Genomic DNA, 25,095 nt, shown 5'->3' with positions numbered 1-25,095 from the left:
AAGGGGAATGTGGCGAATTTGCATCAAAGGTTGACTTGAAACCCCTAGAATGGGCAGCAACTAGGCTCGGGTAGCCTCACCCCCTCGTCCGGAGACAGTTTTGAACAATCAGTGGTTTTCCAAGATCGCCGTCTGGCTGGTGATCGCACTGGTCCTCTTCACCGTATTCAAGCAGTTCGACACGCGCGGCGCCGCAGGCGCCACCGGCATGGGCTACTCGGATTTCCTCGAAGAAGTCCGCAACAAGCACATCAAGAGCGCCGTCATCCAGGAGGGCCAGGGCGGCACCGAGATCATCGCCATGACCACGGACGACCGGAAGGTGCGCACGACAGCCACCTACCTCGACCGCGGCCTCGTGGGCGACCTCATCAACAACGGCGTCAAGTTCGACGTCAAGCCGCGTGAAGAGGGCTCGCTGCTCATGACGCTGCTGGTGTCGTGGGGCCCGATGCTGCTGCTCATCGGCGTGTGGATCTACTTCATGCGGCAGATGCAGGGCGGCGGCAAGGGCGGTGCCTTCAGCTTCGGCAAGAGCAAGGCGCGCATGCTGGACGAGTCCAGCAACCAGGTCACCTTCACCGACGTCGCGGGCTGCGACGAGGCCAAGGAAGAGACCAAGGAGGTCGTGGACTTCCTGAAGGACCCGCAGAAATTCCAGAAGCTGGGCGGCCGAATCCCGCGCGGCCTGCTGCTGGTCGGCCCCCCGGGCACCGGCAAGACGCTGCTGGCCAAGGCCATTGCCGGCGAGGCCAAGGTGCCGTTCTTCTCGATCTCCGGCTCCGACTTCGTGGAGATGTTCGTCGGCGTGGGCGCGGCCCGCGTGCGCGACATGTTCGAGAACGCCAAGAAGAACGCGCCCTGCATCATCTTCATCGATGAAATCGACGCCGTGGGACGCCAGCGTGGCGCGGGCCTGGGCGGCGGCAACGACGAGCGCGAGCAGACCCTCAACCAGATGCTGGTGGAGATGGACGGCTTCGAGACCAACCTCGGCGTGATCGTGATCGCGGCCACCAACCGCCCCGACATCCTCGACTCCGCGCTGCTGCGCCCGGGCCGCTTCGACCGCCAGGTCTACGTGACGCTGCCGGACATCCGCGGCCGCGAGCAGATCCTCAACGTGCACATGCGCAAGGTGCCGATCGGCCAGGACGTGAAGGCCGAGGTCATCGCGCGCGGCACGCCGGGCATGTCCGGCGCCGACCTGGCCAACCTCTGCAACGAAGCCGCCCTGATGGCCGCCCGCCGCAACGCGCGCGTGGTGGAGATGCAGGACTTCGAGAAGGCCAAGGACAAGATCATCATGGGCCCGGAGCGCAAGTCCATGGTCATGCCCGAGGAGGAGCGCCGCAACACCGCTTACCACGAGGCCGGCCACGCCATCATCGGCAAGCTGCTGCCCAAGTGCGACCCGGTGCACAAGGTCACCATCATCCCGCGCGGCCGCGCGCTGGGCGTGACGATGAGCCTGCCCGAGAAGGACCGCTACTCGTACGACCGCGAGTACATGCTCAACCAGATCGCCATGCTCTTCGGCGGCCGCATCGCCGAGGAAGTGTTCATGAACCAGATGACCACCGGCGCTTCGAACGACTTCGAGCGCGCGACGCACCTGGCGCGCGACATGGTGATGCGCTACGGCATGAGCGACGCGCTCGGCCCGATGGTGTATGCCGAGAACGAGGGCGAGGTCTTCCTCGGCCGCTCGGTCACCAAGACCACGAACATCTCCGAGCAGACCATGCAGAAGGTCGACCAGGAGGTGCGCCGCATCATCGACGAGCAGTACGGCCTGGCCCGCAAGCTCATCGAGGACAACGCGGACAAGATGCACGCGATGGCCAAGGCCCTGCTCGAGTGGGAAACCATCGACGCGGAGCAGCTGGACGACATCATGGCCGGCAAGGAGCCGCGCCCGCCGAAGGACTTCACGCCTCGCGTGCCGCCATCGGGTACGGGCGGGCCGTCGCCGACGGTGAACCCGGAGCCGAACGCGGCGTAATCAAAAGGGCCCTTCGGGCCCTTTTTTCACATGCACTGGCAAACCTCCCGCTACCTCGTCGACCTCTCGAAGCCCCGCGTGATGGGCATCGTCAACGTCACGCCCGACTCCTTTTCCGACGGTGGCCAGTTCGCCAGCACGCAGCAGGCGCTGAAGCACTGCGAGCAGCTTCTGCTCGACGGCGCCGACATCCTCGACATCGGCGGCGAATCCAGCCGCCCCGGCAGCCCGCCGGTGCCGCTGGCCGACGAGCGCGCCCGCGTGATGCCGGTGCTGCGCGAGGCGGTGCAGCTGGGCGTGCCGGTCTCGGTGGACACGTACAAGCCGGAGATCATGCGCGAGGCGCTGGAGCTCGGCGCCGATATCGTCAACGACATCTGGGCGCTCGGCCGCCCCGGCGCCCGCGAGGCGGTTGCCGCGCACGCGTCATGCGGTGTGTGCCTGATGCACATGCACGGCGAGCCGCAGACCATGCAGCGCTCGCCGATGGAAGGCGATGCGGTGCCGCAAGTGCGCGACTTCCTTCGCAACGCAACCGAAGCGCTGCTCGCGCTGGGCGTCGACCGCTCGCGCGTGGTGTGGGACCCGGGCATCGGCTTCGGCAAGACGGTGGAGCAGAACTTCTCGCTGCTCGCGCGGCAGGCCGAACTGCTCGCCGACGGCTACCCCGTCCTCGCGGGCTGGTCGCGCAAGTCCTCGCTGGGCGCGGTCACCGGCCAGCCGGTGAACGACCGCGTGGTCGCGAGCGTCGCCGCCGCGCTGCTGTCGGTGGACCGCGGCGCGCGCATCGTCCGCGTGCACGACGTGAAGGACACCGTGGCCGCGCTGAAGGTGTGGGGCGCTACAATTTCGGTAGCAAATCAGGTGCAGACCGCGAAAGGGAGTTCATGAGCAGGAAGTATTTCGGCACCGACGGCATTCGCGGCACCGTCGGCACGGCGCCCATCACACCGGACTTCGTGCTGAAGCTCGGTCACGCGGTCGGCAAGGTGCTCAAGCGCACCGAGGCCAACCCCACGGTGCTGATCGGCAAGGACACGCGCATCTCCGGCTACATGCTCGAAGCGGCGCTCGAGTCCGGCCTCAATTCCGCCGGTGTGGAGGTGGTGCTGCTCGGCCCGCTGCCCACGCCCGGCGTCGCCTACCTCACGCGCGCGCAGCGCGCGAGCCTGGGCGTGGTGATCAGCGCCAGCCACAACCCGTACCCGGACAACGGCATCAAGTTCTTCAGCGCGCAGGGCACCAAGCTGCCCGACGAATGGGAAGAGGCCGTGGAGCGCGAGCTGGACGAGCCCCCGGCGTGGGTGGGCTCCGGCGCGCTCGGCCGATCGCGGCGGCTGGAAGATGCGGCGGGGCGCTACATCGAGTTCTGCAAGAGCACCTTCGCGCACGACCTCACGCTCAAGGGCCTGAAGATCGCGGTGGATGCGGCCCATGGCGCGGCGTACCACATCGCGCCCAAGGTGTTCCACGAGCTGGGCGCCGACATCGTGTGCATGGGTTGCTCGCCGGACGGCCTGAACATCAACGACGGCGTCGGCGCCACGCACCCCGAAGCACTGGTGCAGTCGGTCAAGGAGAACAACGCCGACTTCGGCGTGGCCCTCGACGGCGATGCGGACCGCGTGCAGATGGTCGATTCCGAAGGGCGCCTCTTCAACGGCGACGAACTGCTGTACGTGATGGTCATCGACCGCCTCGAGCGCGGCGAGAAGGTGCCCGGCGCCGTCGGCACGCTCATGACCAACATGGCGGTGGAGCTGGCCCTCAAGAAGCGTGGGGTGGAGTTCGTGCGCGCCAAGGTCGGCGACCGCTACGTGCTCGAGGAGCTGGAAAAGCGCGGCTGGTGCCTGGGCGGCGAAGGCTCCGGCCATTTGCTCGCGCTGGACAAGCACACCACCGGCGACGGCCTCGTCACCGCGCTGCAGGTGCTGAAGGTGCGCGCGCGCAGCGGCAGGACGCTGGCGCAGCTGCTCGAAGGCGTCACGCTGTTCCCGCAGACCCTGATCAACGTGCGGCTCGCACCGGGGCAGGACTGGAAGAAGAGCGAGAAGCTCGCGAGCGAGACGAAGCAACTCGAATCGGAGCTCAATGGCTCCGGCCGCGTGCTGATCCGCGCCAGTGGTACCGAGCCCGTGCTGCGTGTGATGGTGGAAGCGGCCGATGCCAAGCTCGCCAAGTCCGGCGCCGAACGCCTCGCACAGGCGGTCCAGGCCGGTTGACCCGTGCAGCCGCGCGTCATCGCAGTCCACCGCAGCGGCAGCCACAGCTTCACCAAGTACGCCGAGGAAGCCGTCACGCTGGTGCCCGGCCTCGGCGTGCAGGGTGACGCGCATTCGGGGGAGACCGTCAAGCACCGCTCGCGTGTGGCGCGCGACCCCAGCCAGCCCAACCTGCGGCAGGTGCACTTGATCCACGCGGAGCTGTTCGACGAACTGGTGGAGAAGGGCTTCGCGGTGTTCCCGGGCGACCTGGGCGAGAACGTCACCACGCGCGGCATCGACCTGCTGGCGCTGGCGGAAGGCACCATCCTCCGGCTTGGGACGGATGCAAGGGTGCGCGTCACGGGCCTGCGCAACCCGTGCTCGCAGCTCGATCGGTTCCTCCCGGGCCTGATGGCCGCCGTTCTTGACCGGGACGCCCAAGGCCAGTTGGTGCGCAAGGCAGGCGTGATGGGCGTCGTCCTCAGTGGCGGCGAAGTGCGCCCGGGCAGCCCGATATCAGTCGAAATACCGCCTGCTCCGCACCGGCCGCTTGCACCAGTCTGACGCGGCCCCGCCCGCTCGTCGCGCCCCAACCACACGAAAGTCCGAGGGGCTTCGCAAGTCTTTCGCGAAGGTCTACATTCTTCTCATGCGCCGCACAATTTCCACCGTGCTGGGCCTGCTTTCCCTCATCGCAGGCCTCGGGGCCCCCATCGGGGCCTCCGCGCAGGGCTTTTCGGCCAATTACTCGCTGCACGTCCCCGAGCTTCGCATCAGCGCCCCGGCCTCGGGCCTTTCGCTGGAAGCGGGCCAGAAGTGGTTCGCGCGCGTCGGCGTCGGCTCCAGCATCGTGGACCAGGAGCGCCTCAGTGTCGGCGGCGGCTACCGCTTCCCGGACGGCCAGGCCGTCTCGGTGCAGCTGGTTCGCGGCCTCGGGCAGGACCGCATGGGCCTGGCGGTGCGCTACGACTGGGCCAGCAACTACTACCTGCGCGTGTCGTACGACCGCCGCTGGGGCGAGGCCCTCACGAGCTCGCAGCCGGACATGCTGCGGTTCTCGGCGGGCATCCGCTTCTAGCCCGGGCACCCGCCTCCTCCCGTTCAGAGGTTGTTCAACACCGCGGTGCCGTCGGCACCGATCAGGCCACCGTCGTTGCGCGTGATGACGATGGTCGCCGACCGCGGCCGCCCGTTCGCGCCGCCCGCGCCGTAGCCCGCGTTCGCGGGCCAGTGGCTCAGGAACCTTGACGGGTCGGCGATGTTGGCCTTGGCGATCGTCTCGCCCGGGTGCTGGATGTTCACGATCAGCGCGCGGCCATCGGGCGTCTCGGTGATGCCGGTGATCTCGCAGTCCTTCGGCCCCACCAGGAAGCGGCGCAGGTTCGCCGCCGTCGGTTTGGCGCCCACGCGCGTCTGCACGGTCAGCTTGCTGCCGTCGGCCTTGGTGTACTCGATCGACTGCGTCGCGCCGTCACCCACCTGGCCCGGCTTGGCGATGAGCAGCATGCAGTTGGTGACGTCGGTGTAGGCGCCGTCGTCCGTCTCGATGTAGAGCAGGCCGGTCTTGGCGCTGAAGCGCACGCCGTCCGGGCTGGAAAAGTCCCGGTCGCCCGAGAGGCCCGAGAGGTTCACCTTGGCGGCATCCATTCCCGACTCCGCGCCGAACAGGTAGATGTCCCAGCTGAAGGCGGTCGCGCCGGGCTCGCTGTCGCGAAAGCGGATGATGTGCCCGTTGATGTTGCCCGGCGCCGTCGCCGCCGTCGGCGCATCGGTGTATGAGCGCGGGTTGGCCGCGTCGAGCGCCTGCTGCGACGAGGCGCTCGGCTCCACCTTGCGGTTGCCGTTGTTCGTGAGCGTGACGTACACCTCGCCCGTGACCGGGTGCACGGCCGACCACTCGGGGCGGTCCATCTTCGTGGCGCCCACGGCATCGGCGGCGAGGCGCGCATTCACCAGCACGTCGGCCTGGTCGGCAAAGCGGTAGGCGGCGTAGGAAGCGATCGTGCTGTTGGCGATCGTGAGCTCGATCCACTGGCCGGTGCCGTCCGCGTTGAACTTCGCGGCATACAGCCTGCCGCTGTCGAGGTACTTGTCGCCCGTGGCCATGCGGTTCGCGGCGTTCGCGTCGTTGGCGTCCCAGTTGGCGGTGCTCACGAACTTGTAGATGTATTCGCCGCGCGAGTCGTCCCCCATGTACACGGCCAGCGGCTTGCCGGCCTGCGGCACGCCGAACACGCCCATCTCGTGGGCGAAGCGGCCGAGCGCGGTGCGCTTGCGGGCGGCAACAGCCGGCTCGTACGGGTCCACTTCGACCATCCAGCCGAACGTGTTCATCTCGTTGCGGTAGTCGTCGGTGCCGTCGGTGGAGGTACCGGCCTGGCTGACGTTCCAGCGTGCGTAGGCATCGGCGATGCCGGCGGTTTCCCAGCCGTGGCGGCTCGCGGCGCCTTGCGCCTTGCCGTAGCGGCTGAGCGAGACGACGCTCTTCGCCGTGTTGCCGCCGCGCGCCGCGTCATCGGTGGATGCACGCGTGAAGTAGTTGACCCAGTTCTCCTCGCCCGAGAAGTACGTGCCCCACGGCGTGGTGCTCGCGCCGCAGTTGTTGATCGTGCCGCGCGTGTCGGTGCCCGCGGCCGAGTACTTCGTCTTCAGCAGCGCGTGGCCGCGTACCGGCCCGCTCATCTGCATCGGCGTGAGTGGCGTGATGCGGCGGTTCAAGGCGGAGTCGCGCGCGTATGCGTAACGGCCGTTCGTGCGGCGCACTTCGACGACGGAGATGCCGTGCGCGGCCATTTCCTTGTCCGCTTCGGCGGCAGGGCGCGGGTTGGCCGTGACGCCGTTCGCGTGCAGGAACTGGTCGGTGATCGCCTCGTGGTTCATCGCGAGCAGGCCGCGATCCGACGCGGATGCGCTGCGCGTGCCCGCTGCCGACAGCCCGAACCACTCGATGCCGTCGTGGTGGTCGCCGGCGCGCGTTTCGAAGCTCGTGTCCGTGCCGTCGTTCTTGAACTCGGGCGTCGCCGTGTCGAGCGGGTCGCCGAGTGCATAAAGCACCGTGGCCGTGTAGCCCGCCGGAACCGTCACGACATCGGCGAGGCTCTTGGCCACGGCGTTGAAGCCGAGGGACAGTGGCGTGGGCGGCGCCGTGCCGCCGGCTGCGGGCGCAGGCGCGGCGGCCACTTCAGCGTCGCTGCCGCCGCCGCACGCGGCCACCGAGAACGAGCCGAGCACGGCGGCACCGGCGGTGCCGAGGCCGAAGCGCAGCGCGCCGCGGCGCGACATGCGCTGCTCCACGATGTCCTGGATGGCGGGGTTGGAACTGGTGTTGGAGTCCTCTTCGTACATGCGAGTGGTCTTTCTTCGGTGCTGCTTGGGGAAAACAGCCGCGAAGCGTAGGCGCCGTGTGTTGCACGTGCGTGACATCGGCAGACTTCGGTCCCGGCCGCGTTTCACCAATCCGTCACGCGGGCTGCGCAGACTCGCGCCATGCCCGAAGCCCCCGACGATTTCTCCGCGCTCGCGCACTCGCTTTGCGAAGCCGCACGCGCGCCGGCACCGCCGCTCGAACGCGACGCCGAAGGCGGCATTCACGTGGACCTCGACGTCGGCGGCGTCGCGGTCACCGTCACGCACCTGCCCGACCATTTCCCCGCCCATGTCTTCGTCCTCGTCGCCTTCGGGCCCCTGCCACACGAGGGGGAAGCCGCTTCATCGCGCGAATTCCTCGACGCCAACCTGCTGATGATGCGCCCGGGTGCGCCGGTGTTCGGCCGGGACCCCCTCGACGGGCAGGTCGTGCTGCACGCGTGCTGCGCGATGGCGAACGTCGACGGCGAGTTGCTGCTGGCCGGCATCGGCGTGGCGGCCGGCATGGCGCGCGAGTGGCGCCGCACGGGCAGGCTCGCCGCGGCTGCGCATGAAGAGGCGATGCCGTTCGGCGCCGCGGTGGGCTGAGCGATGGGGCCGGGACCGTATTCACGTTCCGCCAGCCCACGCGCAGTGCACTTCGGGCCGCCGGATTCCCCTTCGCGGCCCGCGCAACCGGGTGCGCGTCCGATCGGGGCCCCGTGCCCACGGCCCCGTTGCGGCGATTGCCTGTGCAGCGGCGTGTACAACCTTGCCGTCGCGTTCATACCCGGGTGCGTGGGTTTCGCGACGCAGGCGGCGACGTCCTGGGTCGGCTTCGAGGCCGCGCAGCGGCTGGTGGGCCACACGGGCGACGACGTGAGTGGCGCGGCGCTGGACTTGAAACTGGCGGCTGCCACGGTCGGTGTCGCGACCTTCGGCACCGTCGTTGCCGCTCGTGCGGGGCCGCTCCTGCGCGCGGGGCTCGAGGCCCGGCTGGAGCGCGAACTGCTGCGATGCCATGCAGCGGCCCTGTACACCGCCGTCTTCCTCGTGGCCGCGGTGGCGCCGGTCGCCACGGCTTTCGTCGCGGGCGCCATCGGCGGCGCGCGGCGGGGGCAGGCGGTGCTGGACTGCGTCGCCTTCATCTACGTCGCGGGCTTCGTGCGCGACCTGGCCAACGAATACATCCCGCGGCCGCTCATGCTGCACCTGCACGACATGGAGCCGCACGCCGACAGCCCGTTCCTGATCGGCCGGCGCCTGGGCCCGCAGGAAGCGCTGCGCCGGCGAAGCGGCTATGCGATGGCTTGCTCGATGGTGCCGAACGTCGTGTTCGCCGCCATCGGCCGCTACTTGCAGGGCACGGCGATCCCCGGTCATCCCGCCATCGCTTTCGCCCTCACGCGCGGCCTCTACGAGCTGGCCAACCGGATGAGCCGGGGCGCCGCCGCCGCCTGCGACGGCGGGTACCTCGATGTGCACGTCGCGTGCGGCGACCCGCGCATGGACCTCAAGGAGCAGCTCGGCGAGACGGTGATGCGCAGCCTGCTGGCGTTGCCGCCGGCCGCCGTCTACGCACTGGCCGACCTGCTGCAGGACGCGAGCCCCGCGGGGCACTGGAGCCTGTCGTCGATCGGCTGGCTGCTCTCGGCGGGCGCGGAGTGGCGGGGGCAACTGAAGGACTGGGGGCAGCTCGGTGAGAGCATGCGCGAGCCAGGGCATTCCGCCGCGCAGCAAGCACCGCAGGCACCGCTGCGGATCGTCGTCGCCGAGGCGTCGCCTCTGCCCCCGCAGAATCGCTGATCCACCTAGCTCCAGAACGGTGTGGCGTGCTTCGCGTAGCGACGGCACGCCGACGCGCACCGCGCGACCCCTGCGGCGCGCCGCGCCTGCAGCCACCCGACCGCGAACCAGGCATTCGGGTCCCCGGCCGCACGTGCGCGCCAGAAACCGGCGGCCACCCACTCGTCCTGGAACTCGCCGAGCGCGTCCTGCACCGGCTTGAGCGCGTTGGTGAATGCCTCCACCTTGCGGGCTTCGTACAAGCCGGCCGCGGCCTCGGCCAGGTAGCGCAGGCGCTTGAAGCGTTTGCGCAGGCCATGCTGTTCCTCGTGCGGCAGGTCTTCGAACCTGCCGCCATCCTTCACGACGTGCCGGTGCAATGCGGCGAGGCGCTGCCCGATGTGCCTGCGCACCGCACCCGGGCCGGGCTCGCGCGGCGGCGCCGTCGCCGACAGGCGCCCGAGCAGCTGCAGCAGCACCGCCTGCAGGCGCAGGTCGCGTGCGACCTGCTGCGGGTCGGGCGCCACGGATGCGGCAGGCGGCAACTCGAGTGGCGGCGCGCCGTCCGCGCGCATCGATTCGAGCAGCTTCGGCTGCAGGTGCGCGGCGTCGCGCTGCGCGCCGAGCGCACGGAACGCTGCCGCCAGCACGGCCATGTCGCCCGGCGTGGCCAGTGCTTCGAGGCCTTCGAGCTCGTGCAGCGCCGTGCGCAGCCGCCGCAGGCCCACGCGCATCTGGTGCACGTGCTCCTCGTCCCATGCGCCGCGCGCGATCTCGCTGCCGTTGCCCAGCACCTGCCGCAACGCCGCGCCGGCGAGGGCGCGCACGGCGGAATGCTGGCGCAGCTTGCGCAGGCGCCGCGGCGCTTCGAAGCCGGCCGGAGGTGCCAGCTTCAACCCGCGCGCAAGGCGCTCGCCGCGCATCGCCTTCGACGCCGTGTCAAGCCACAGCCCGTGGCGTTCGCACCATTGCTGCGCCAGCTCGACCGCCACTTCGCGGCTGCCGGCCTTCAGCTCGAACTCGATCTCGCACACGTCCGCTTTCCGGCGGCCGGCGCGGATGGCGCCGACGTCCAGCGCCACTTCCACGGTGGTGGTGCCCGCCACGAGGTCGCGCCTCGTGCGCTCGATGTCGGTGCGATAGACCTCGACGAGTGCGCCGTCCTTCGTGCCACGCAGCGCTCGCGCGAGCGCATCGCCCGCATCGCTGCCGTGGTGTCGTTCGACGCGCACTTCGGCTGCATCGCCCCTGGCCAGGGTCACGTTGTGCTCGGTGCGGTGCAGCAGGCCGTCGCCTTCGGCCTTGACGGTCTGCACCCAGTCGCTGCCTTCCTGCCGCAGCCGCAGGCCGATGCGCTGCCTCGCCAGCGCGCCGTCCTGCGTATCGAAGTAGCGTGCGCGCAGCCGCTCGCGCCGCGCGCCGCCGCGCTGCACGGCGGCCTTCAGCGACGCGAGCCTGTCCGCGGGAACGTGCAGCTTGATTTCGAACTCGCCCATCGGCTGCAATCATGTCACAGCCCGCGGCCGCCCGGGACGAACTGTATATACTGTTTATCCCGTTTCAACGACACCGACCCGTCCCATGGCAACCAGCAAGAAGACCGCCGGGCCCGCGCCCGCCGCGAAGAAGCGCGCCGCCCGCAAGGCAGCCCCGCCCGTCAAGGCTGCGCCGGCGCCCGCGGCCCAACCCAGGGCGGCCAGGGCAAAGGAAGAAAAGCCGGCGAAGGTCAAGCTGGTGCGCGACTCCTTCACGATCCCCAAGACCGAATACGCGGCCATAGACGAGCTCAAGAAGCGTGCCGCGCGCGCCGGGCTGCCGTCCAAGAAGAGCGAGGTGCTGCGTGCCGGCCTCATGGCGCTGTCCGCGATGGGGGACGGTGCGTTCCAGGCGGCGATGTCGGGCGTGCCGATGCTCAAGACCGGCCGGCCGAAGAAGGCCAAGGCGGCGTCCAGCTGACTGGCGGCGCGCCCGCCGGCGCTAGACTCGCGCATGGCATCGAACGACAGGACGGCCAAAGCGCTGCGCAAGTGGCGCGTCGACGCGGCCGATGCGGCCTTCAGCGTCGAGAGCTTCGACCCCGGCGCGAAGCCGCTGGGCTCCGGCAACAAATCCGCCGACAAGGCGCGCGTCGAGGCGCTGGCGGCCGAGCTGGACGAACTGCAGAACCTCTTCTACGCGGACGGGCGCCACAAGCTGCTCGTGGTGCTGCAGGGCATCGACACGAGCGGCAAGGACGGCACGTTGCGCGCCGTGTTCGGCCGCATGAGCCCGATCGGCGTGCGCACGGTCGCGTGGCGCGCACCCAACGAGGCGGAACGCGCGCGCGACTATCTCTGGCGCATCCACGCCCAGGTGCCCGCGGCCGGCGAGATCGTCGGCTTCAACCGCAGCCACTACGAGGACGTGCTGGTGCCGGTGGTGGAGGGCTGGATCGACGAGCACACGGCGCGGCAGCGCTACGCGCACATCAACGACTTCGAGCGCCTGCTGTGCGAGACGGGCACGGTGATCCTGAAGTTCATGCTGCACATCTCGAAGGACGAGCAGCGCCGGCGCCTGCAGGAGCGCATCGACGACCCGGCCAAGCGGTGGAAGTTCAAGCGCGAGGATATCGGCGTGCGCGCGAAGTGGGACCTGTACCAGGCCGCCTATTCGCATGCGATCGGCGCGACGGCGACGAAGCACTCGCCGTGGCACATCGTCCCCGCGGACTCCAAGACGCAGCGCAACCTCATGGTGGCCACCGTCGTGCGCGACACGATGCGGCGGCTGGACCTGCAGTTCCCGGACGAGGATGCGTCGCTGCGCGACCTGAAGGTGAGCTGACGATTCGCGGCGGGCCGGGGCGCGCACGGAACTTGCTCGCGTTTCGTGCATGAAAGCTGTGAACCTCGCATTGCAGGGAGGCGGTTCGCACGGCGCCTTCACCTGGGGCGTGCTCGATGCGCTGCTGGAGGACGGCAGCTTCGAATTCCCGGCGATCAGCGGGACCAGTGCAGGGGCGGTGAATGCGGTCGCGCTGGCTTCGGGCTGGGCGGTTGCGGTGCGAGCCGGCCGTTCACCGCGCGAGGGCGCGCGCGAAGCGCTGAGGGCGGTGTGGAACGAGGTTGCATCGCTCGGCACCTACGGCAGCATGCAGCGGGAGATGCTGCGTGTCATGTTCGGCGCCGCACTCCCGCTTGCGGCTGGCGCGCGTAGCCAACTGGCGTTCAACCCGCTGCGCGGCCTGCTGGAGCGCACGGTCGACTTCGGCGCGCTTCACGACGCGGACGCACCCAAGGTCCACGTCGGCGCGACGCACGTGCGCACGGGCAGGGCGGCGGTCTTCAGCGGGGCACGGCTCACGCTCGACGCGGTGCTCGCTTCGGCCTGCCTGCCGGAGCTCTTTGCGCCGGTCACCATCGGCGGCGAGTTGTACTGGGACGGCGGCTACTCGGTGAACCCGCCGCTGGCGCCGTTCCTGCACCAGCCGGCCGGCGGCGACGTGCTGCTCATCCAGATCAACCCGGTGCTGCAGGCGGCCGCGCCCGTGACGTCCAGCGAAATCCGCGAGCGCGCTGCCGAGCTCACGTTCAACGCGGGGCTGCTGTCGCAGGTGCGCGCGGTCGAGCACTTCAACCAGCTGGTGGGCCTCGGCATCCTGCCGCGCGAGCGCCTGCTGCGCTTGCATCGCATCGACGGCGGTGACGCCCTGCAGCGGTTTTCGCAGTCGACGCGTGCGACGGCGGACCCCGTGTTGGTGCGCGAGCTCTTCACGCTCGGCCGCGAGACGGCCGCGCAGTGGCTTCGCATCCACGCGAATGCCGTCGGGCATCGCGGCACGCTGCCCTTTCGCGAGTACGCCGACGACACGTGGCTCACGTTCCGCGAGTCGACGCGGCCGTGGCGCGTGGGAGCGCGCATCCACGCGCTCCTTCGCGCCGCGACACGCGTGCTCGGGTGAGCGGCGCGCTCAGCGCGCCAGCCAGCTCTTGAAGCGCCAGCGCTGCAGCGAGGCGAATTCGCCCAGGCCGAGCACCAGCGCCAGGCCGACGGCCGCACCGTGCGCGAGGTTGTGGAGCAGTCGCTTCATGCGCGGCAGGTTAGGACGGGCGCGTTTCATGCGTGTGACACACAGCGCCCTTACGCTGCCGCCACGAATGACCGCCTTGCCCGAACTCGACGAGCTGGAACGCGCCATCGAGGCGGGCGGCACGCACCTCCAGGTGGAGGTGCGCTGCCGCGTGCCATCGGAGCACGGCGAATTGCCGGTGTATGCAGTCGCGCTCGGCAACCCGGACAGCCGCGTGCCGGCGGTCGGCTATTTCGGCGGCGTGCACGGGCTGGAGCGCATCGGCGCGCGCGTGGTCATCGCCTGGCTGCACAGCATCGTGGGGCGCCTGCGCTGGGACGCCGCGCTGCGCCAGCAGCTGGAACACTTGCGCCTGGTCTTCATGCCGCTCGTGAACCCCGGTGGGATGCTGCGCGGCACGCGCGCCAATCCGGCGGGCGTCGACTTGATGCGCAATGCACCGGTCGATGCGCAGGACCCCGTGCCGCCTCTTGTGGGCGGACAGCGCATCAGCCCGGGCTTGCCTTGGTTCCGCGGGCGCATCGGTGCCGCCATGGAGCCGGAGAGCGCCGCGCTGTGCGCCATCGTGGAGCGCGAACTGCACGGCCGCGAATTCGCGATCGCGCTGGACTGCCACTCGGGCTTCGGCATGCGCGACCGCCTGTGGTTCCCCTTCGCGCACCGCCGCACGCCCATCGGCCACATCGCGCAGATGCACGCGCTGCACGAGATCTTCGAGCGGACGCTGGCGCACCACCCCTACGTGTTCGAGCCGCAGAGCCGCCAGTACCTGACGCATGGCGACCTGTGGGACCACCTGTACCTGCGCGCGCCCGCCGGCATGGTGTTCCTGCCGCTCACGCTGGAGATGGGCTCGTGGCTGTGGGTCAGGAAGAACCCGCGCCAGCTCTTCTCGCGCGGCGGCATCTTCAACCCCGGCATCGCGCACCGCGAGCAGCGCGTGCTGCGCCGCCACCTGCCGCTGCTGGACTTCGTGATGCGCGCCGCCGCGGGGCACGGGCTGTGGCTGCCGCGCGGCGACGCGTGCGAGCAGCACCGGCAACGCGCGCAGGCGCTCTGGTACGCGTTCGCGCGATGAGGCGGGCCGCGTGACGACCTGGGTGCTCCTGCGGGGCCTTGCCCGAGAGTCCGGCCACTGGTGCGGTTTCGGCGAGCGCCTGCGTGAACGCCTCCCGATGGGCGACGCCGTGCTGGAGATCGACCTGCCCGGCAATGGCCGCATGCACCGATACCGCAGCCCCACGAGCATCGCGGAGATGGTGGAGGCTGCGCGTGCACAGGCGAGCATGGCGCGGCCGCCGTACATGCTGGTGGCGATCTCGCTCGGCGGCATGGTCGCGGCGCAATGGCTGGCGGCGTATCCGGACGAAGTGGCCGGCTGCGTGCTGGTCAACAGCAGCTTCCGCGGCGTGTCGCCGTTCTGGCAAAGGCTGCGGCCGTCCACCTGGAGCGTTCTCACGTCGCTGGCCGCGCCCGGCCTGAGCGCGGCGGAGCTGGAAGAGCGCGTGCTGTCCCTCACCAGCAACTGCGAGCTGGACCCGCGCGTGCTGCGCACGTGGATCGAGTGTTCACGCCTGCGCCCCGTCACGCGGATGAACTTCCTGCGGCAGCTGTGGGCGGCCGCGCGCTTCCGGCTGCCGCCCGGTATCCCGCGCCGCAAGGTGCTGATCCTCGCCAGCGAACGTGACAGGCTCGTGTCGAGCGCGTGTTCGCGCGCGCTGGCGCGCGTGTGGGAAGCGCCGCTGCACATCCACTCGCACGCGGGCCACGACCTTGCGATCGACGACCCCGATTGGCTGCTGCACCACCTGCTGGTGTTCGGCGAGGGTGTCACGCAACCGCCATGCAACTTTCACGATCGCGTCACTGGGCATGCGCACAGTACCGCGGAAGCAACAGGAGCAACAGGAGCACCGCGATGAACGAACTGCCCACCCCCACGCTGCCGCTGTCGCCGGTGATGCTGCCCCGGGGGTCGCTTCACCGGCCTGGTCATGTCATCCCTCAGGCGGGCGGCGGCGGCATTTCCGTGGCCTGGGCGCGCAACCTCGATGAAGTCCGCGAAGCGCAGCGCCTGAGGTACGCGGTGTTCGCGGGCGAGATGGGGGCGCGCCTTGAGACCTCGCTCCCCGGCCACGACGTGGACTTGTTCGACGACTACTGCGAGCACCTGCTGGTGCGCGACGCCGACACGCGCGAAGTGGTCGGTACCTACCGCGTGCTCACGCCGGCGCAGGCCCTGCGCGCGGGGAGTTTCTACAGCGACAACGAATTCGACCTCGTGCGCCTGCGCCTGCTGCGCGACCGCATGGTGGAGCTGGGCCGCAGCTGCGTGCACGCCGACCACCGACACGGCGGCGTGATCCTCGCGCTGTGGGGGGCGCTCGCCGAGTTCATGGTACGCAACCAGCTGGACACGATGATCGGCTGTGCGAGCATCCCGATGCTGCACAACGGCGTGGTCAGCGGCGACGTGGCCGCGAGCGTGTGGAACCACGTGAAGGCGACGCACCTCGCGCCGATCGAATACCAGGTGACCCCGCGGCTGCCACTGCCGGTCGACCAACTCGACGGCACGCTGGCCGTGGAGCCGCCGGCGCTGATCAAGGGTTACCTGCGGCTGGGCGCGAGGGTGCTCGGCGCGCCCGCATGGGACCCCGATTTCAACACCGCGGACCTGCCGATGATGATGCGCATCGGCGATCTTCCGCCGCGCTACCGCAGGCATTTTCTAGGATGCTGATGCGCACGACCTTCGACGCCCTGGGCCCCATCCTCCCGGGGCCGGAGGTCCCCGCGCACGGCGCCGACGACGAGGCGAAGCCGCGCTACCGCGCCGTCTTCATCTCCGACCTGCACCTCGGCACGCCCGGCTGCCAGGCTCAGGCGCTGCTCGACTTCCTCAAGCACCATCCGAGCGACTACCTCTACCTCGTGGGCGACATCGTCGACGGCTGGCAACTGCGCAAGCGCTGGTACTGGCCTCAGGCGCACAACGATGTCGTGCAGAAGCTGCTGCGCCGCGCGCGCAAAGGGTGCCGCGTGATCTACGTTCCGGGCAACCACGACGAATTCGCGCGCCAGTTCGCGCGCCACCACTTCGGCGGCATCGAGGTGGTCGAGGAGGCCGTGCACGTCACCACCGACGGGCGCCGGCTGTGGGTGATCCACGGCGACTACTTCGACGCCGTCGTGCAGTGCGCGAAGTGGCTCGCGTACCTCGGTGACAACCTCTACGAGCTCACGCTCAGGCTCAATCGCCACCTCAACCACCTGCGCGGGCGGTTCGGGCTGCCCTACTGGTCGCTCTCCGCGTACCTGAAGCACAAGGTGAAGAAGGCGCTGAATTACGTCACCGACTTCGAGGAGGCCGTGGCCAACGAGGCGCGCCGCCGCGGCCACTGGGGCGTGGTGTGCGGGCACATCCACCGCGCGGAAATGCGCGTGATCAACGGCGTGACGTACTGCAACGACGGCGACTGGGTCGAGAGCCGCACGGCGCTGGTCGAGCACGTGGACGGCCGGCTGGAGCTGGTGCACTGGGTGCCGGAGAAACAACTCGTGGAGAGCGCATGAAGCTTGCCTTGGTGACGGACGCCTGGTTGCCCCAGGTCAATGGGGTGGTGACCACGCTGGTGGAACTGGTCAAGGAGATGCAGGCCGCCGGCCACCAGGTGGAGGTGATCCAGCCCAGCCTGTTCCGCACGCGGCCATGCCCGGGCTACGCGGGCATCGACCTCGCGATCTCGCCCAGGAAGGAGCTGGCGCGCCGGCTGGGCGAGTTCCAGCCCGATGCGATCCATCTGGCCACCGAGGGCCCGCTCGGCTGGGCCGGGCGCGGCTACTGCCTGAGGAACAAGCTGGCGTTCACCACCGCCTTCCACACCAAGTTCCCGGAGATCGTCAACGCGGCCATCCGGGTGCCAGTGAGCTGGGGCTATGCGGTCATGCGGCACTTCCACGCGCCGTCCTCCGGCGTGATGGTGCCTACGCAGAGCGTGCTGCGCATGCTGGAGCAGCGGGGCTTCCGGAACCTGCGCGCCTGGACCCATGGCTGCGACACGACGCTCTTCCATTACCACGCGGTGCCGCCCGTGTACGAGCCGCTGGGGGAGCTGTCGCGACCGCTGTCGCTGTTCGTCGGCCGGGTCTCGTACGAGAAGAACATCGGCGCCTTCCTCGACATGGTGTTCCCGGGCACGAAGGTCGTGTGCGGTGTCGGGCCGGTCGAGGCGCAGCTCAGGCAGAAGTACCCGCACGTGCGCTGGGTGGGCCTGCTGCCGCGCGACGAGCTGGCCCGGCTGTTCGCTGCGGCCGACGTGTTCGTGTTTCCCAGCCACGCGGATACCTTCGGCCTCGTGATGGTCGAGGCGATGGCCTGCGGCACGCCTGTCGCGGCCTTTCCGGTGGACGGCCCCCTCGAAGTGCTCGGCCGTCCCCGCGAAGACGGCCGCGGCAGCCTCGGGGGCGCCATGGATGAGGACCTGCAGAAGGCGGCGTATGCCGCGCTGACTTCGCCGCGCCACGAGGCCCGGGCAAGGGCGCTGGACTTCAGCTGGGCCCACGCGACCCGGCTGTTCACGAATTTCCTGGTGCCGGCCCGCGGCACCCCCCAAGGGCAAGGTTTTGTCACGGAACTGTCATCCGGAAGCTGAACACTGTCATCCTTCCGTCATTGAACCGACACGACATGTGTGACGCCGGCGCGCCCCGGGTGGTGCCTTTCCTCGACCGCGACCACAGCATCCTCGCTTTCAACGAGCGGGTGCTGGACTGGGCGCGGCGCGAGGACGTGCCCTTGCTGGAGCGCCTGCGCTACCTCACCATCGTTTCGTCCAACCTCGACGAGTTCTTCGAGGTGCGCGCGGCGCCGCACCTCACGGCGGCCGCAGCCGGCGAGGCCAAGGGCGCGTACTCCGTGCGCTCGCTCGAGGAGCTCTCCGCCAACGCGCACAAGCTGGTGGACTGGCAGTACGCGCTGTACAACGACGCCCTGATCCCGGCTTTCGCACGCGAAGGTATCGAGATCGTGTCGCATGGCGACCGCAACGCGGCGCAGCGCGCGTGGGTTCACGAGTACTTCGAACGCGAGGTGCGGCCGCTGCTCATCCCTGTCGGGCTGGACCCCGCGCACCCCTTCCCGCAGGTGGCGAACAAGTCGCTCAACTTCATCGTGCGGCTGGCGGGCAAGGATGCGTTCGGCCGCGAGAACGAGGTCGCGATCGTCAAGGTGCCGCGCGTGCTGCCGCGCCTCATCCGTATGCCCGCCAAGGTGTCCGGCAAGAAGATCCTTTTCGTGTCGCTCTCCAGCGTGATCCGCGCGCACCTCGACATCCTGTTCCCCGGCCGCGAGGTGGGGCAGTTCTCGCAATTCCGCGTCACGCGGCATTCCGACCTGGCGGTGGACGAGGAAGACGTGCGCAACCTGCGCACCGCCCTGCGCCTGGGCCTGCAGCAGCGCCATTACGGGCAGGCGGTGCGGCTGGAAGTGTCGGCGGGGTGTTCGGAATATCTGTCGAATTTCCTGCTCAAGCAGTTCGAGCTGCCGGAGGCCGCGCTCTATCGAGTGCACGGGCCCGTGAACCTGGTGCGCCTGCAACAGCTGATCGACCTGGTGGACCTGCCGCGCCTGCTGTTCCCGCCTTACAAGCCGGTCTACCCGGCGCAGCTGGTACCGGGCCGCCCCGTGTTCGAGCAGTTGAAGCAGGGCGACGTGCTGATCCACCAGCCCTTCGAGAGTTTCGACGGCGTGCTGGCGTTCCTGCGCGAAGCGGTGAACGACCCGCAGGTGCTGGCGATCAAGCAGACCATCTACCGCACCGGCAACGAACCCGAGATGATGGGACTGCTGCGCGAAGGCGTGCGGCAGGGCAAGGAAGTGACGGTCGTCGTCGAGCTGAAGGCGCGCTTCGACGAGGAGGCGAACATCAACTGGGCCGAGGCGCTGGAGGCCATCGGCGCGCAGGTGGTGTACGGCGTCGTGGGACTGAAGACCCACGCCAAGATGCTGCTGGTGACACGGCGCGAAGGCCGCCAGCTCGTGCGCTACGCGCACCTGTCCACCGGCAACTACAACCCGAGCACGGCGCGCCTGTACACCGACGTGAGCCACCTCACGGCGGACCCGCAGCTCACCGCGGATGTCGAACACGTCTTCGTGCACCTGGCCAGCCAGAGCAAGCTTCCGAAGATGCACCACGTGCTCGTCGCACCCTTCCACCTGCAGAAGCGGCTGATCGACCTCATCGAGCAGACGGGCGCGGCGGCCGCGGCCGGCAAGGACGCGCGCATCGTGCTGAAGATGAACGCGCTGACCGATGAGCCGATGATGGACGCGCTCGTGCGCGCCGCCGCGCGTGGGGTGAAGGTGGACCTCATCGTGCGCGGCGCCTGCATGCTGCCGGCGCGCCTGCCGGGCCTCACCGAGAACATCCGGGTGCGCTCGATCATCGGCCGCTTCCTGGAGCACTCGCGCGTCTTCTACTTCCGCGCCGATGGCCAGGAACACCTGTACCTCTCCAGCGCCGACTGGATGAACCGCAACATGCTGCGGCGGGTCGAACTGGCATGGCCTGTCACGGACCCGCAATTACGGCAGCGCATCATCGACGAGTGCCTCGTGGCGTACCTGCACGACGAGCGCGACGCCTGGGATCTGCAGCCGGACGGCCGCTACCGGCGCGTCAAGGGTGCGGTCGCGCCCAAGGGCCCTGGCGCCCAGGCCGCGCTGATGGCACGCTACGCCGTGGCCAACGGCGATTGATGGACCGACAGGAGGGCGGATGGACCTGATCTTGTGGCGGCACGCGGAAGCCGAGGACCCTGCGGACGGGCAGGACGACCTGGATCGCGCGCTCACGTCGCGCGGCGAGAAACAGGCCGCGCGCGTCGCGGCGTGGCTGGACCGGCAGCTGCCGGATGGCGCGAAGATTCTCACCAGCCCCGCGCGACGGTGCGAGCAGACGGTGCTGGCGCTCGGGCGCAAGTACAAGATCCGCGACGAGCTGGCGCCGGATGCGACACCGGACGACATCCTCGAAGCCGCGCAGTGGCCCGTGGCCAAGCAGCCGGTCGTGGTCGTCGGCCATCAGCCGGTGCTCGGCGAAACGATCGCGCGCCTGCTCGCCGTGGAGGCCGGCAGCGTGCCCGTGCGCAAGGGCTCGGTCTGGTGGCTGCGCACGCGAGAGCGAGATGGGCACGAGCAGACCGTCGTCTGGGCGGTGCACGCGCCCGAGTCGGTCTAGCTGCAGCAGGCGACTGTCGGCCTGCGACAACCTTTTGCGAGGGGCTGGACTTCGGCCGCGCCGACGCCGCACACGCCGGTCTCCGGCAGGTCCAGTTCGACGCGGTCGGCGGCTTCGATGTCGCCTGCGATTGCCGCGACGACCGATCGCGCCTGCTCGAAGCCGGTGGCCATCAGGAACGTCGGCGCGCGGCCGTAGCTCTTGACGCCCAGCGTGTAGAAGCCGGGCTCCGGATGCGAGAGTTCGCGGTGGCCATGCGCGCGCACCGTGCCGCAGCTGTGCACGTTGGGGTCGATGAGCGGCGCGAGCGCTTCGGTGGATTCGAGCATCGGGTCAAGCTTGAGCCGCAGTTCGCTCGCGATGTCCAGGTCGGGCCGCTGGCCGGTGGCGCAGATGATTTCGTCGATACCGGTGAGCGCGCGGAGGTTGCCGGTGGCGTCCACGCCTTCGACGGTGACCTTGCCTTGCTCTTCGCGCAGCGCCGTGATGCGCAAGCCGCTCACGAACTCCAGCCCGCCGTTGTCGCGCAGTGCGCGCAGGTCGCTGCCAAGCCGGCCGCGGGCGGGCAGGGCATCCGCGGCGCCGCCGCCGAACACGCGCTGCAGCACCGGGCTGCGCACGGACCATGCGAGCTGCGTGCCGGGCACGCTGCCCGCGAGGCCGGCCAGGGCGAGCAGCGCGTTGGCCGCCGAGTGGCCGGCGCCGACGACCAGCGTGCGCCTGCCGGCGTAACGCTGCCTGTGCGCCCCCAGCACATCGGGGATGCCGTAGAAGACCCGGCTCGCGAGCTTCTCCTCGCCGATCGCGGGCAGCCCGCTCGCGCCGACGGGGTTGGGCGTGCGCCACGTCCCGCTGGCGTCGATCACCGCGCGGGCGCGGAAGGCGACCTCCTCGCCGTCCTCGATCGCGTGGATCACGAACGGCGCGTGCTCGCGGCCCGCCGTCTTCACCTTGTCGAAGCCCTCGCGGCTGATGCGTGTCACTCGTGTGCGCAGATGCAGGTGCGGCGCAATCTCCGGCAGCGCCGCGTAGGGCCGCAGCACTTCTTCCACGACTTCGGCCGCCAGCGGCAGCTCGCGAGCCGGCGGCTTGCGCCAGCCGGTGGCCTCGAGCTGCGCAGCGACCGCCGCGTCCACGTTGTATTGCCACGGCGAGAACAGGCGCACATGGCCGTACGCCAGCAGGTTGGCACCGACGGACCCGCCGGCTTCGAGCACCAGCGGCTCGATGCGGCGTTCAACGAGCCGCGCGGCCGCGGCGAGGCCGACAGGGCCGGCGCCGATCACCGCCACGGGCAGCGGCGTGTTGCTGGGAGACATGGGTTTCCTTTCCGGTGGCGTTACGGGGCCTCCTCGGTGGCCCCGGAAGCTTCGATGACGTTCGGATGGCCGCGAGGATGCAGCCGCGGTTCGAGGAAGGCGTGGATGGCGAAGCCGATCGCGGCGCCGGCGAGCTGCGCGGCGACGAAGCCGGGTACGCTCGCGGGTGAGATGCCGGCAAAGGTGTCGCTGAACATGCGCCCGAAAGCGGCTGCCGGGTTGGCGAAGGATGTGGAGGCGGTGAACCAGTAGGCGCTGCCGATGAAGGCCGCCACCATCGCGCTGGCCCGGCCGGCGGGCGCGCGAAGGATGACGAGCAGCAGGCCCGCGGTGGCAACGGCTTCCGCGATCCACTGGCCCCAGCCGGTGCGCGCCTTGGCGGACCACTGTAGCAAGGGCAACTCGAACATCGCGTGCGCGAGCCATGCGCCGACCATCGCGCCGAGCAATTGCGCCGCCACGTAAGGCGCGAAGTCGCTCCACGGCAATTCACGGCGGACGGCCATCACCGCGCTCACAGCCGGATTGAAGTGCGCACCGCTCACCGGCCCGAACACCTCGATGAGGATGTAGAGGCCGCCGACGGTTGCCAGCGTATTGGCCAACAACGCGACGGCGACGTTGCCGCCGGCGAGGCGCTCGGCCATGATTCCCGAGCCGATCACCACGGCCAGAAGCAGGGCGGTTCCGAGCGCTTCGGCGGCGTACTTGCGGGGACGGTCCATCGCACTCAGTCCCGTGAGATCGCAACGAGGGCCGCCTGCAACTGCGCGTTGCCCATGGACGCCAGCGGCAGCTGCAGTAGTTGCAGCATGCGATAGCCGATCGCCTGGCGCGTGAGCTCGAAGGCAAGCCGCTTGCCTTCATCGCCGCCCGTGGCGTTGGAGGGGTCGGCGTAGCCCCAATGCACTTTGACGGGGCTGCCGGGCCAGAACGGGCATTGTTCGGCCGCCGCCCTGTCGCAGACCGTGATGACGATCCGCATCTGCGGCGCACCGGGCGCCGTGAATTCGTCCCAGCTCTTGCTGCGGTAGCCGTCGGTGGAAATACCGGCGTTCTGCAGTGACTCCAGCGCCAACGGATTCAGCCGCCCGCTCGGCGTGCTGCCAGCGCTGTAGGCACGCACGTCCTTTCCGAGCTTTTGCGCCCAGTTGTTCAGCATGCCTTCCGACAGCACGCTGCGCGCGGAGTTGTGGGTGCAGAGGATCAGGACGTTGGTGGTCATGCCGGTCCTCAGCACGTGCGGCAGGCGCCGGCCGCGGGCTCCACCGCGCACTGCTCGCCCTGGCAGCAGTTGTCGGTGAGGTAGCGCAGCACGCCGTTCATGCGGTCGAAGGCGGCGCGGTAGATCAGGTTGCGGCTGGCGCGCTCCTGCGTCACCAGCCCCGCGTTCGCCAGCTCCTTCAGGTGGAAGGAGAGGGCGCTCGCGGAGATGCCCAGCCCCTCGGCCATGGTGCCGGGCGTCATGCCCTGCCGGCCGGTGACGACCAATGCCCGGAACAGCTGCAGCCGCACGGGCTGCGCCAGCGCGGCTAGCGCCTTGACGACTTCGGATTCTTCCATGATTCAATCATAGTTGAATTATGGAAGTGTTGCAAGCGAGATGCTCCAGGGGGTGCGCTGCCAGGCCACGCCCTCCTCGCGCAGCAGGTGCGCCGACTGGGGCCAGGCGCGGGCCCATTCGGGCTTGACCCTGATCACCACTTCGCGCCCTTGCGGCGCGACCGTCACGCCGTCGGTTTTCGGGTCGCGCCGCGCATGGCACAGGATCACCGCCAGGCGCAGGGCCAGCAACTGGTGCACGAACACCTCGTCGTCGAAGTCCACTTCCAGCTTCTTGAGCTTGCCGCGGTGCCCGAGCACCAGCAGGCCCAGCCGGTGCAGTTCCGGCTGCGAGAAGCCCGGCGCATCGGCGTTGTCGAGGATGTACGCGCCGTGCTTGTGGCAGTCGCTGTGCGAGATGAGGCTGCCGATCTCGTGCACGCGCGCCGCCCAGTCGAGCTTGCGCAGGTGGCGCCCGAGTTCGTCGGGCGAATCGCCCGCGCGCAGCTGCTTGAGCAACCGGCACGCGGTCCTGGAGACGCGCTCGGCCTGTGCGGCATCGACCTCGAACTTCGCGGCGAGCCGGCGGATGGTCGTGGCACGGATGTCGGTGTCGGGCTGCGCGCGCTCCAGCAGGTCGTACAGCACGCCGTGGCGCAGCGCGCCCTGCGCGGGGGTCATCTCGGCGACCTGCAGCAGGTCGAACACGGCGCGCAGCACCGTGAGGCCGCCGCCGATCACGGGACGGCGGTCGTCCTTCAGGCCGTCGAGCCGTACGCGATCGGCGGTCTTCGCCGCGAGCAGGCGCTGCTGCAGCCAGTCGAGGCCTTCGCGCGTGATCGTGCCACCCGCGAAGCCGCCCGCCGCGAGGATGTCGGCGACGGCGCCGATCGTGCCCGACGAACCGTACGCCACGTCCCAGCGGTCCGGCGTGTACGCACCGAGCGCTTCGTCCAGCACGGCCTGCGCGGCGATCAGCGCGCGCTCGAAAGCGGTGTCGGTGAACTCGCCTTGCGGGAAGTAGCGCATCGACCACGCGACGCTGCCGACGCGGTAGCTTTCCATCACCTTCGCGTCGAACTGCTGGCCGAGGATCAGCTCTGTGGAGCGGCCGCCGATGTCGACGACGAGGCGGCGGTCGTCCGACTGCGGCAGCAAGTGGGCAACGCCCTGGTAGATCAGGCGCGCTTCCTCGCGGCCGGAGATCACGTCGATGGGAAAGCCGAGCACCTTGTGCGCCTGCGCGAGGAACTCGTCGCGGTTGCGCGCTTCGCGCAGCGTCTGCGTGGCGACGGCGCGCACCTGCGAGCGCTTGAAGCCCGCCAGGCGCTCGGCGAAGCGCGCCAGGCAGGCCCAGCCGCGCTCCATGGCCTCGCGCGTGAGGTTGCGCGCCTCGTCCAGCCCATTGCCCTGGCGCACCGTCTCCTTGAGGTACTCGACGCGGCCGACCTGCCCGTGCTCGTGGCGCCCGATCTCCAGCCGGAAACTGTTGGAGCCGAGGTCGACGGCGGCGAGGAGGGTTCCGTTGGGCATGCGGGCGGGCGGGCGGACGGCGGGACCAGCATAGCACCGGCCCCGC

General features: G+C 69.7%; 24 protein-coding genes. 17 read left to right on the top strand and 7 right to left on the bottom strand.

Annotation, left to right across the window (positions count from 1 at the left end; all coding sequences use genetic code 11):
- The first annotated feature begins 100 nt into the window (after positions 1-100).
- From ftsH to H8R02_RS19405, 5 genes are all read left to right on the top strand, one after another.
- The gene (gene ftsH / locus H8R02_RS19425; protein ID WP_187083134.1) at positions 101-2,005 is read left to right on the top strand and encodes an ATP-dependent zinc metalloprotease FtsH; all 1,905 of its coding nucleotides are present in this window, start codon (positions 101-103) and stop codon (positions 2,003-2,005) included.
- Between the two features lie 30 nt (positions 2,006-2,035).
- On the top strand, positions 2,036-2,896 hold the full coding sequence (folP, locus tag H8R02_RS19420) for a dihydropteroate synthase (RefSeq protein WP_187083133.1): 861 nt from the start codon (positions 2,036-2,038) through the stop codon (positions 2,894-2,896).
- The gene (gene glmM / locus H8R02_RS19415; RefSeq protein WP_187083132.1) at positions 2,893-4,227 is read left to right on the top strand and encodes a phosphoglucosamine mutase; all 1,335 of its coding nucleotides are present in this window, start codon (positions 2,893-2,895) and stop codon (positions 4,225-4,227) included. The genes folP and glmM overlap by 4 nt, the downstream gene beginning before the upstream one ends.
- Positions 4,228-4,230: 3 nt before the next feature.
- Entirely contained in the window at positions 4,231-4,773 is a 543-nt protein-coding gene (locus H8R02_RS19410) for an MOSC domain-containing protein (protein WP_187083131.1), read from the top strand.
- Positions 4,774-4,858: 85 nt separating this feature from the next.
- On the top strand, positions 4,859-5,287 hold the full coding sequence (locus H8R02_RS19405) for a hypothetical protein (RefSeq protein ID WP_187083130.1): 429 nt from the start codon (positions 4,859-4,861) through the stop codon (positions 5,285-5,287).
- 23 nt (positions 5,288-5,310) lie between these two features.
- Here H8R02_RS19405 and H8R02_RS19400 read toward each other — a convergent pair whose 3' ends face one another.
- Positions 5,311-7,554, bottom strand: coding sequence for a PhoX family protein (locus tag H8R02_RS19400; RefSeq protein WP_187083129.1), 2,244 nt, complete (start codon positions 7,552-7,554; stop codon positions 5,311-5,313).
- A gap of 141 nt (positions 7,555-7,695) precedes the next feature.
- On the opposite strand from H8R02_RS19400, the gene H8R02_RS19395 reads away from it, so the two are divergent.
- The gene (locus H8R02_RS19395; RefSeq protein ID WP_187083128.1) at positions 7,696-8,163 is read left to right on the top strand and encodes a CesT family type III secretion system chaperone; all 468 of its coding nucleotides are present in this window, start codon (positions 7,696-7,698) and stop codon (positions 8,161-8,163) included.
- A gap of 189 nt (positions 8,164-8,352) precedes the next feature.
- Positions 8,353-9,360: a hypothetical protein gene (locus H8R02_RS19390; RefSeq protein ID WP_187083127.1), complete on the top strand. Its 1,008-nt coding sequence runs from the start codon at positions 8,353-8,355 to the stop codon at positions 9,358-9,360.
- A 5-nt stretch (positions 9,361-9,365) separates the two neighbouring features.
- On the opposite strand, the gene H8R02_RS19385 is transcribed toward H8R02_RS19390, so the two are convergent.
- Positions 9,366-10,835 (bottom strand): CYTH and CHAD domain-containing protein, encoded by a 1,470-nt coding sequence (locus H8R02_RS19385; RefSeq protein ID WP_187083126.1) that lies wholly within the window; start codon positions 10,833-10,835, stop codon positions 9,366-9,368.
- Positions 10,836-10,920: 85 nt separating this feature from the next.
- Between H8R02_RS19385 and H8R02_RS19380 the strand changes: the two genes are divergently transcribed.
- The 10 genes from H8R02_RS19380 (at position 10,921) to H8R02_RS19335 (ending at position 20,655) form a co-directional block, all read left to right on the top strand.
- Entirely contained in the window at positions 10,921-11,295 is a 375-nt protein-coding gene (locus H8R02_RS19380; RefSeq protein WP_187083125.1) for a hypothetical protein, read from the top strand.
- A gap of 33 nt (positions 11,296-11,328) precedes the next feature.
- Entirely contained in the window at positions 11,329-12,165 is an 837-nt protein-coding gene (locus H8R02_RS19375) for a PPK2 family polyphosphate kinase (RefSeq protein WP_187083124.1), read from the top strand.
- Positions 12,166-12,214: 49 nt separating this feature from the next.
- Positions 12,215-13,282, top strand: coding sequence for a patatin-like phospholipase family protein (locus H8R02_RS19370; RefSeq protein WP_187083123.1), 1,068 nt, complete (start codon positions 12,215-12,217; stop codon positions 13,280-13,282).
- A 196-nt stretch (positions 13,283-13,478) separates the two neighbouring features.
- Positions 13,479-14,489 carry a M14 family zinc carboxypeptidase gene (locus H8R02_RS19365; RefSeq protein ID WP_255429426.1) on the top strand — a complete coding sequence of 337 codons (1,011 nt, stop codon included), beginning with the start codon at positions 13,479-13,481 and terminating at the stop codon, positions 14,487-14,489.
- 10 nt (positions 14,490-14,499) lie between these two features.
- Positions 14,500-15,333 (top strand): alpha/beta fold hydrolase, encoded by an 834-nt coding sequence (locus H8R02_RS19360; protein ID WP_187083121.1) that lies wholly within the window; start codon positions 14,500-14,502, stop codon positions 15,331-15,333.
- Positions 15,330-16,154 (top strand): GNAT family N-acetyltransferase, encoded by an 825-nt coding sequence (locus H8R02_RS19355; protein ID WP_187083120.1) that lies wholly within the window; start codon positions 15,330-15,332, stop codon positions 16,152-16,154. The genes H8R02_RS19360 and H8R02_RS19355 overlap by 4 nt, the downstream gene beginning before the upstream one ends.
- A complete protein-coding gene (locus H8R02_RS19350; RefSeq protein WP_187083119.1) occupies positions 16,154-16,987 on the top strand; it encodes a UDP-2,3-diacylglucosamine diphosphatase in 834 nt (277 codons plus the stop codon). Before H8R02_RS19355 ends, H8R02_RS19350 begins: the two co-directional genes overlap by 1 nt.
- On the top strand, positions 16,984-18,066 hold the full coding sequence (locus H8R02_RS19345) for a glycosyltransferase family 4 protein (RefSeq protein WP_187083118.1): 1,083 nt from the start codon (positions 16,984-16,986) through the stop codon (positions 18,064-18,066). The genes H8R02_RS19350 and H8R02_RS19345 overlap by 4 nt, the downstream gene beginning before the upstream one ends.
- Positions 18,067-18,101: 35 nt before the next feature.
- A complete protein-coding gene (gene ppk1 / locus H8R02_RS19340) occupies positions 18,102-20,174 on the top strand; it encodes a polyphosphate kinase 1 (protein ID WP_187083258.1) in 2,073 nt (690 codons plus the stop codon).
- 19 nt (positions 20,175-20,193) lie between these two features.
- Positions 20,194-20,655, top strand: coding sequence for a SixA phosphatase family protein (locus tag H8R02_RS19335; RefSeq protein WP_187083117.1), 462 nt, complete (start codon positions 20,194-20,196; stop codon positions 20,653-20,655).
- Here the strand turns inward: H8R02_RS19335 and H8R02_RS19330 are convergent.
- The 5 genes from H8R02_RS19330 to ppx are packed head-to-tail and all read right to left on the bottom strand — an operon-like array spanning position 20,652 to position 25,049.
- Positions 20,652-21,974, bottom strand: coding sequence for an NAD(P)-binding domain-containing protein (locus tag H8R02_RS19330; protein WP_187083116.1), 1,323 nt, complete (start codon positions 21,972-21,974; stop codon positions 20,652-20,654). The two genes, H8R02_RS19335 and H8R02_RS19330, sit on opposite strands and share 4 nt — an antisense overlap.
- Before the next feature lie 20 nt (positions 21,975-21,994).
- Positions 21,995-22,699 carry an aquaporin gene (locus H8R02_RS19325; protein ID WP_187083115.1) on the bottom strand — a complete coding sequence of 235 codons (705 nt, stop codon included), beginning with the start codon at positions 22,697-22,699 and terminating at the stop codon, positions 21,995-21,997.
- Positions 22,700-22,704: 5 nt separating this feature from the next.
- Positions 22,705-23,199 (bottom strand): arsenate reductase ArsC, encoded by a 495-nt coding sequence (locus H8R02_RS19320; protein WP_187083114.1) that lies wholly within the window; start codon positions 23,197-23,199, stop codon positions 22,705-22,707.
- A gap of 8 nt (positions 23,200-23,207) precedes the next feature.
- Entirely contained in the window at positions 23,208-23,537 is a 330-nt protein-coding gene (locus tag H8R02_RS19315; RefSeq protein ID WP_187083113.1) for an ArsR/SmtB family transcription factor, read from the bottom strand.
- Positions 23,538-23,555: 18 nt separating this feature from the next.
- Positions 23,556-25,049, bottom strand: coding sequence for an exopolyphosphatase (gene ppx / locus H8R02_RS19310; RefSeq protein ID WP_187083112.1), 1,494 nt, complete (start codon positions 25,047-25,049; stop codon positions 23,556-23,558).
- Between the last annotated feature and the right edge of the window lie 46 nt (positions 25,050-25,095).

The organism is Ramlibacter albus, from assembly GCF_014297445.1.
Lineage (GTDB): Bacteria > Pseudomonadota > Gammaproteobacteria > Burkholderiales > Burkholderiaceae_C > Ramlibacter > Ramlibacter albus.
Note: the sequence above shows the minus strand (reverse complement) of the source record. Positions and strands in the feature narration are given on the sequence as shown.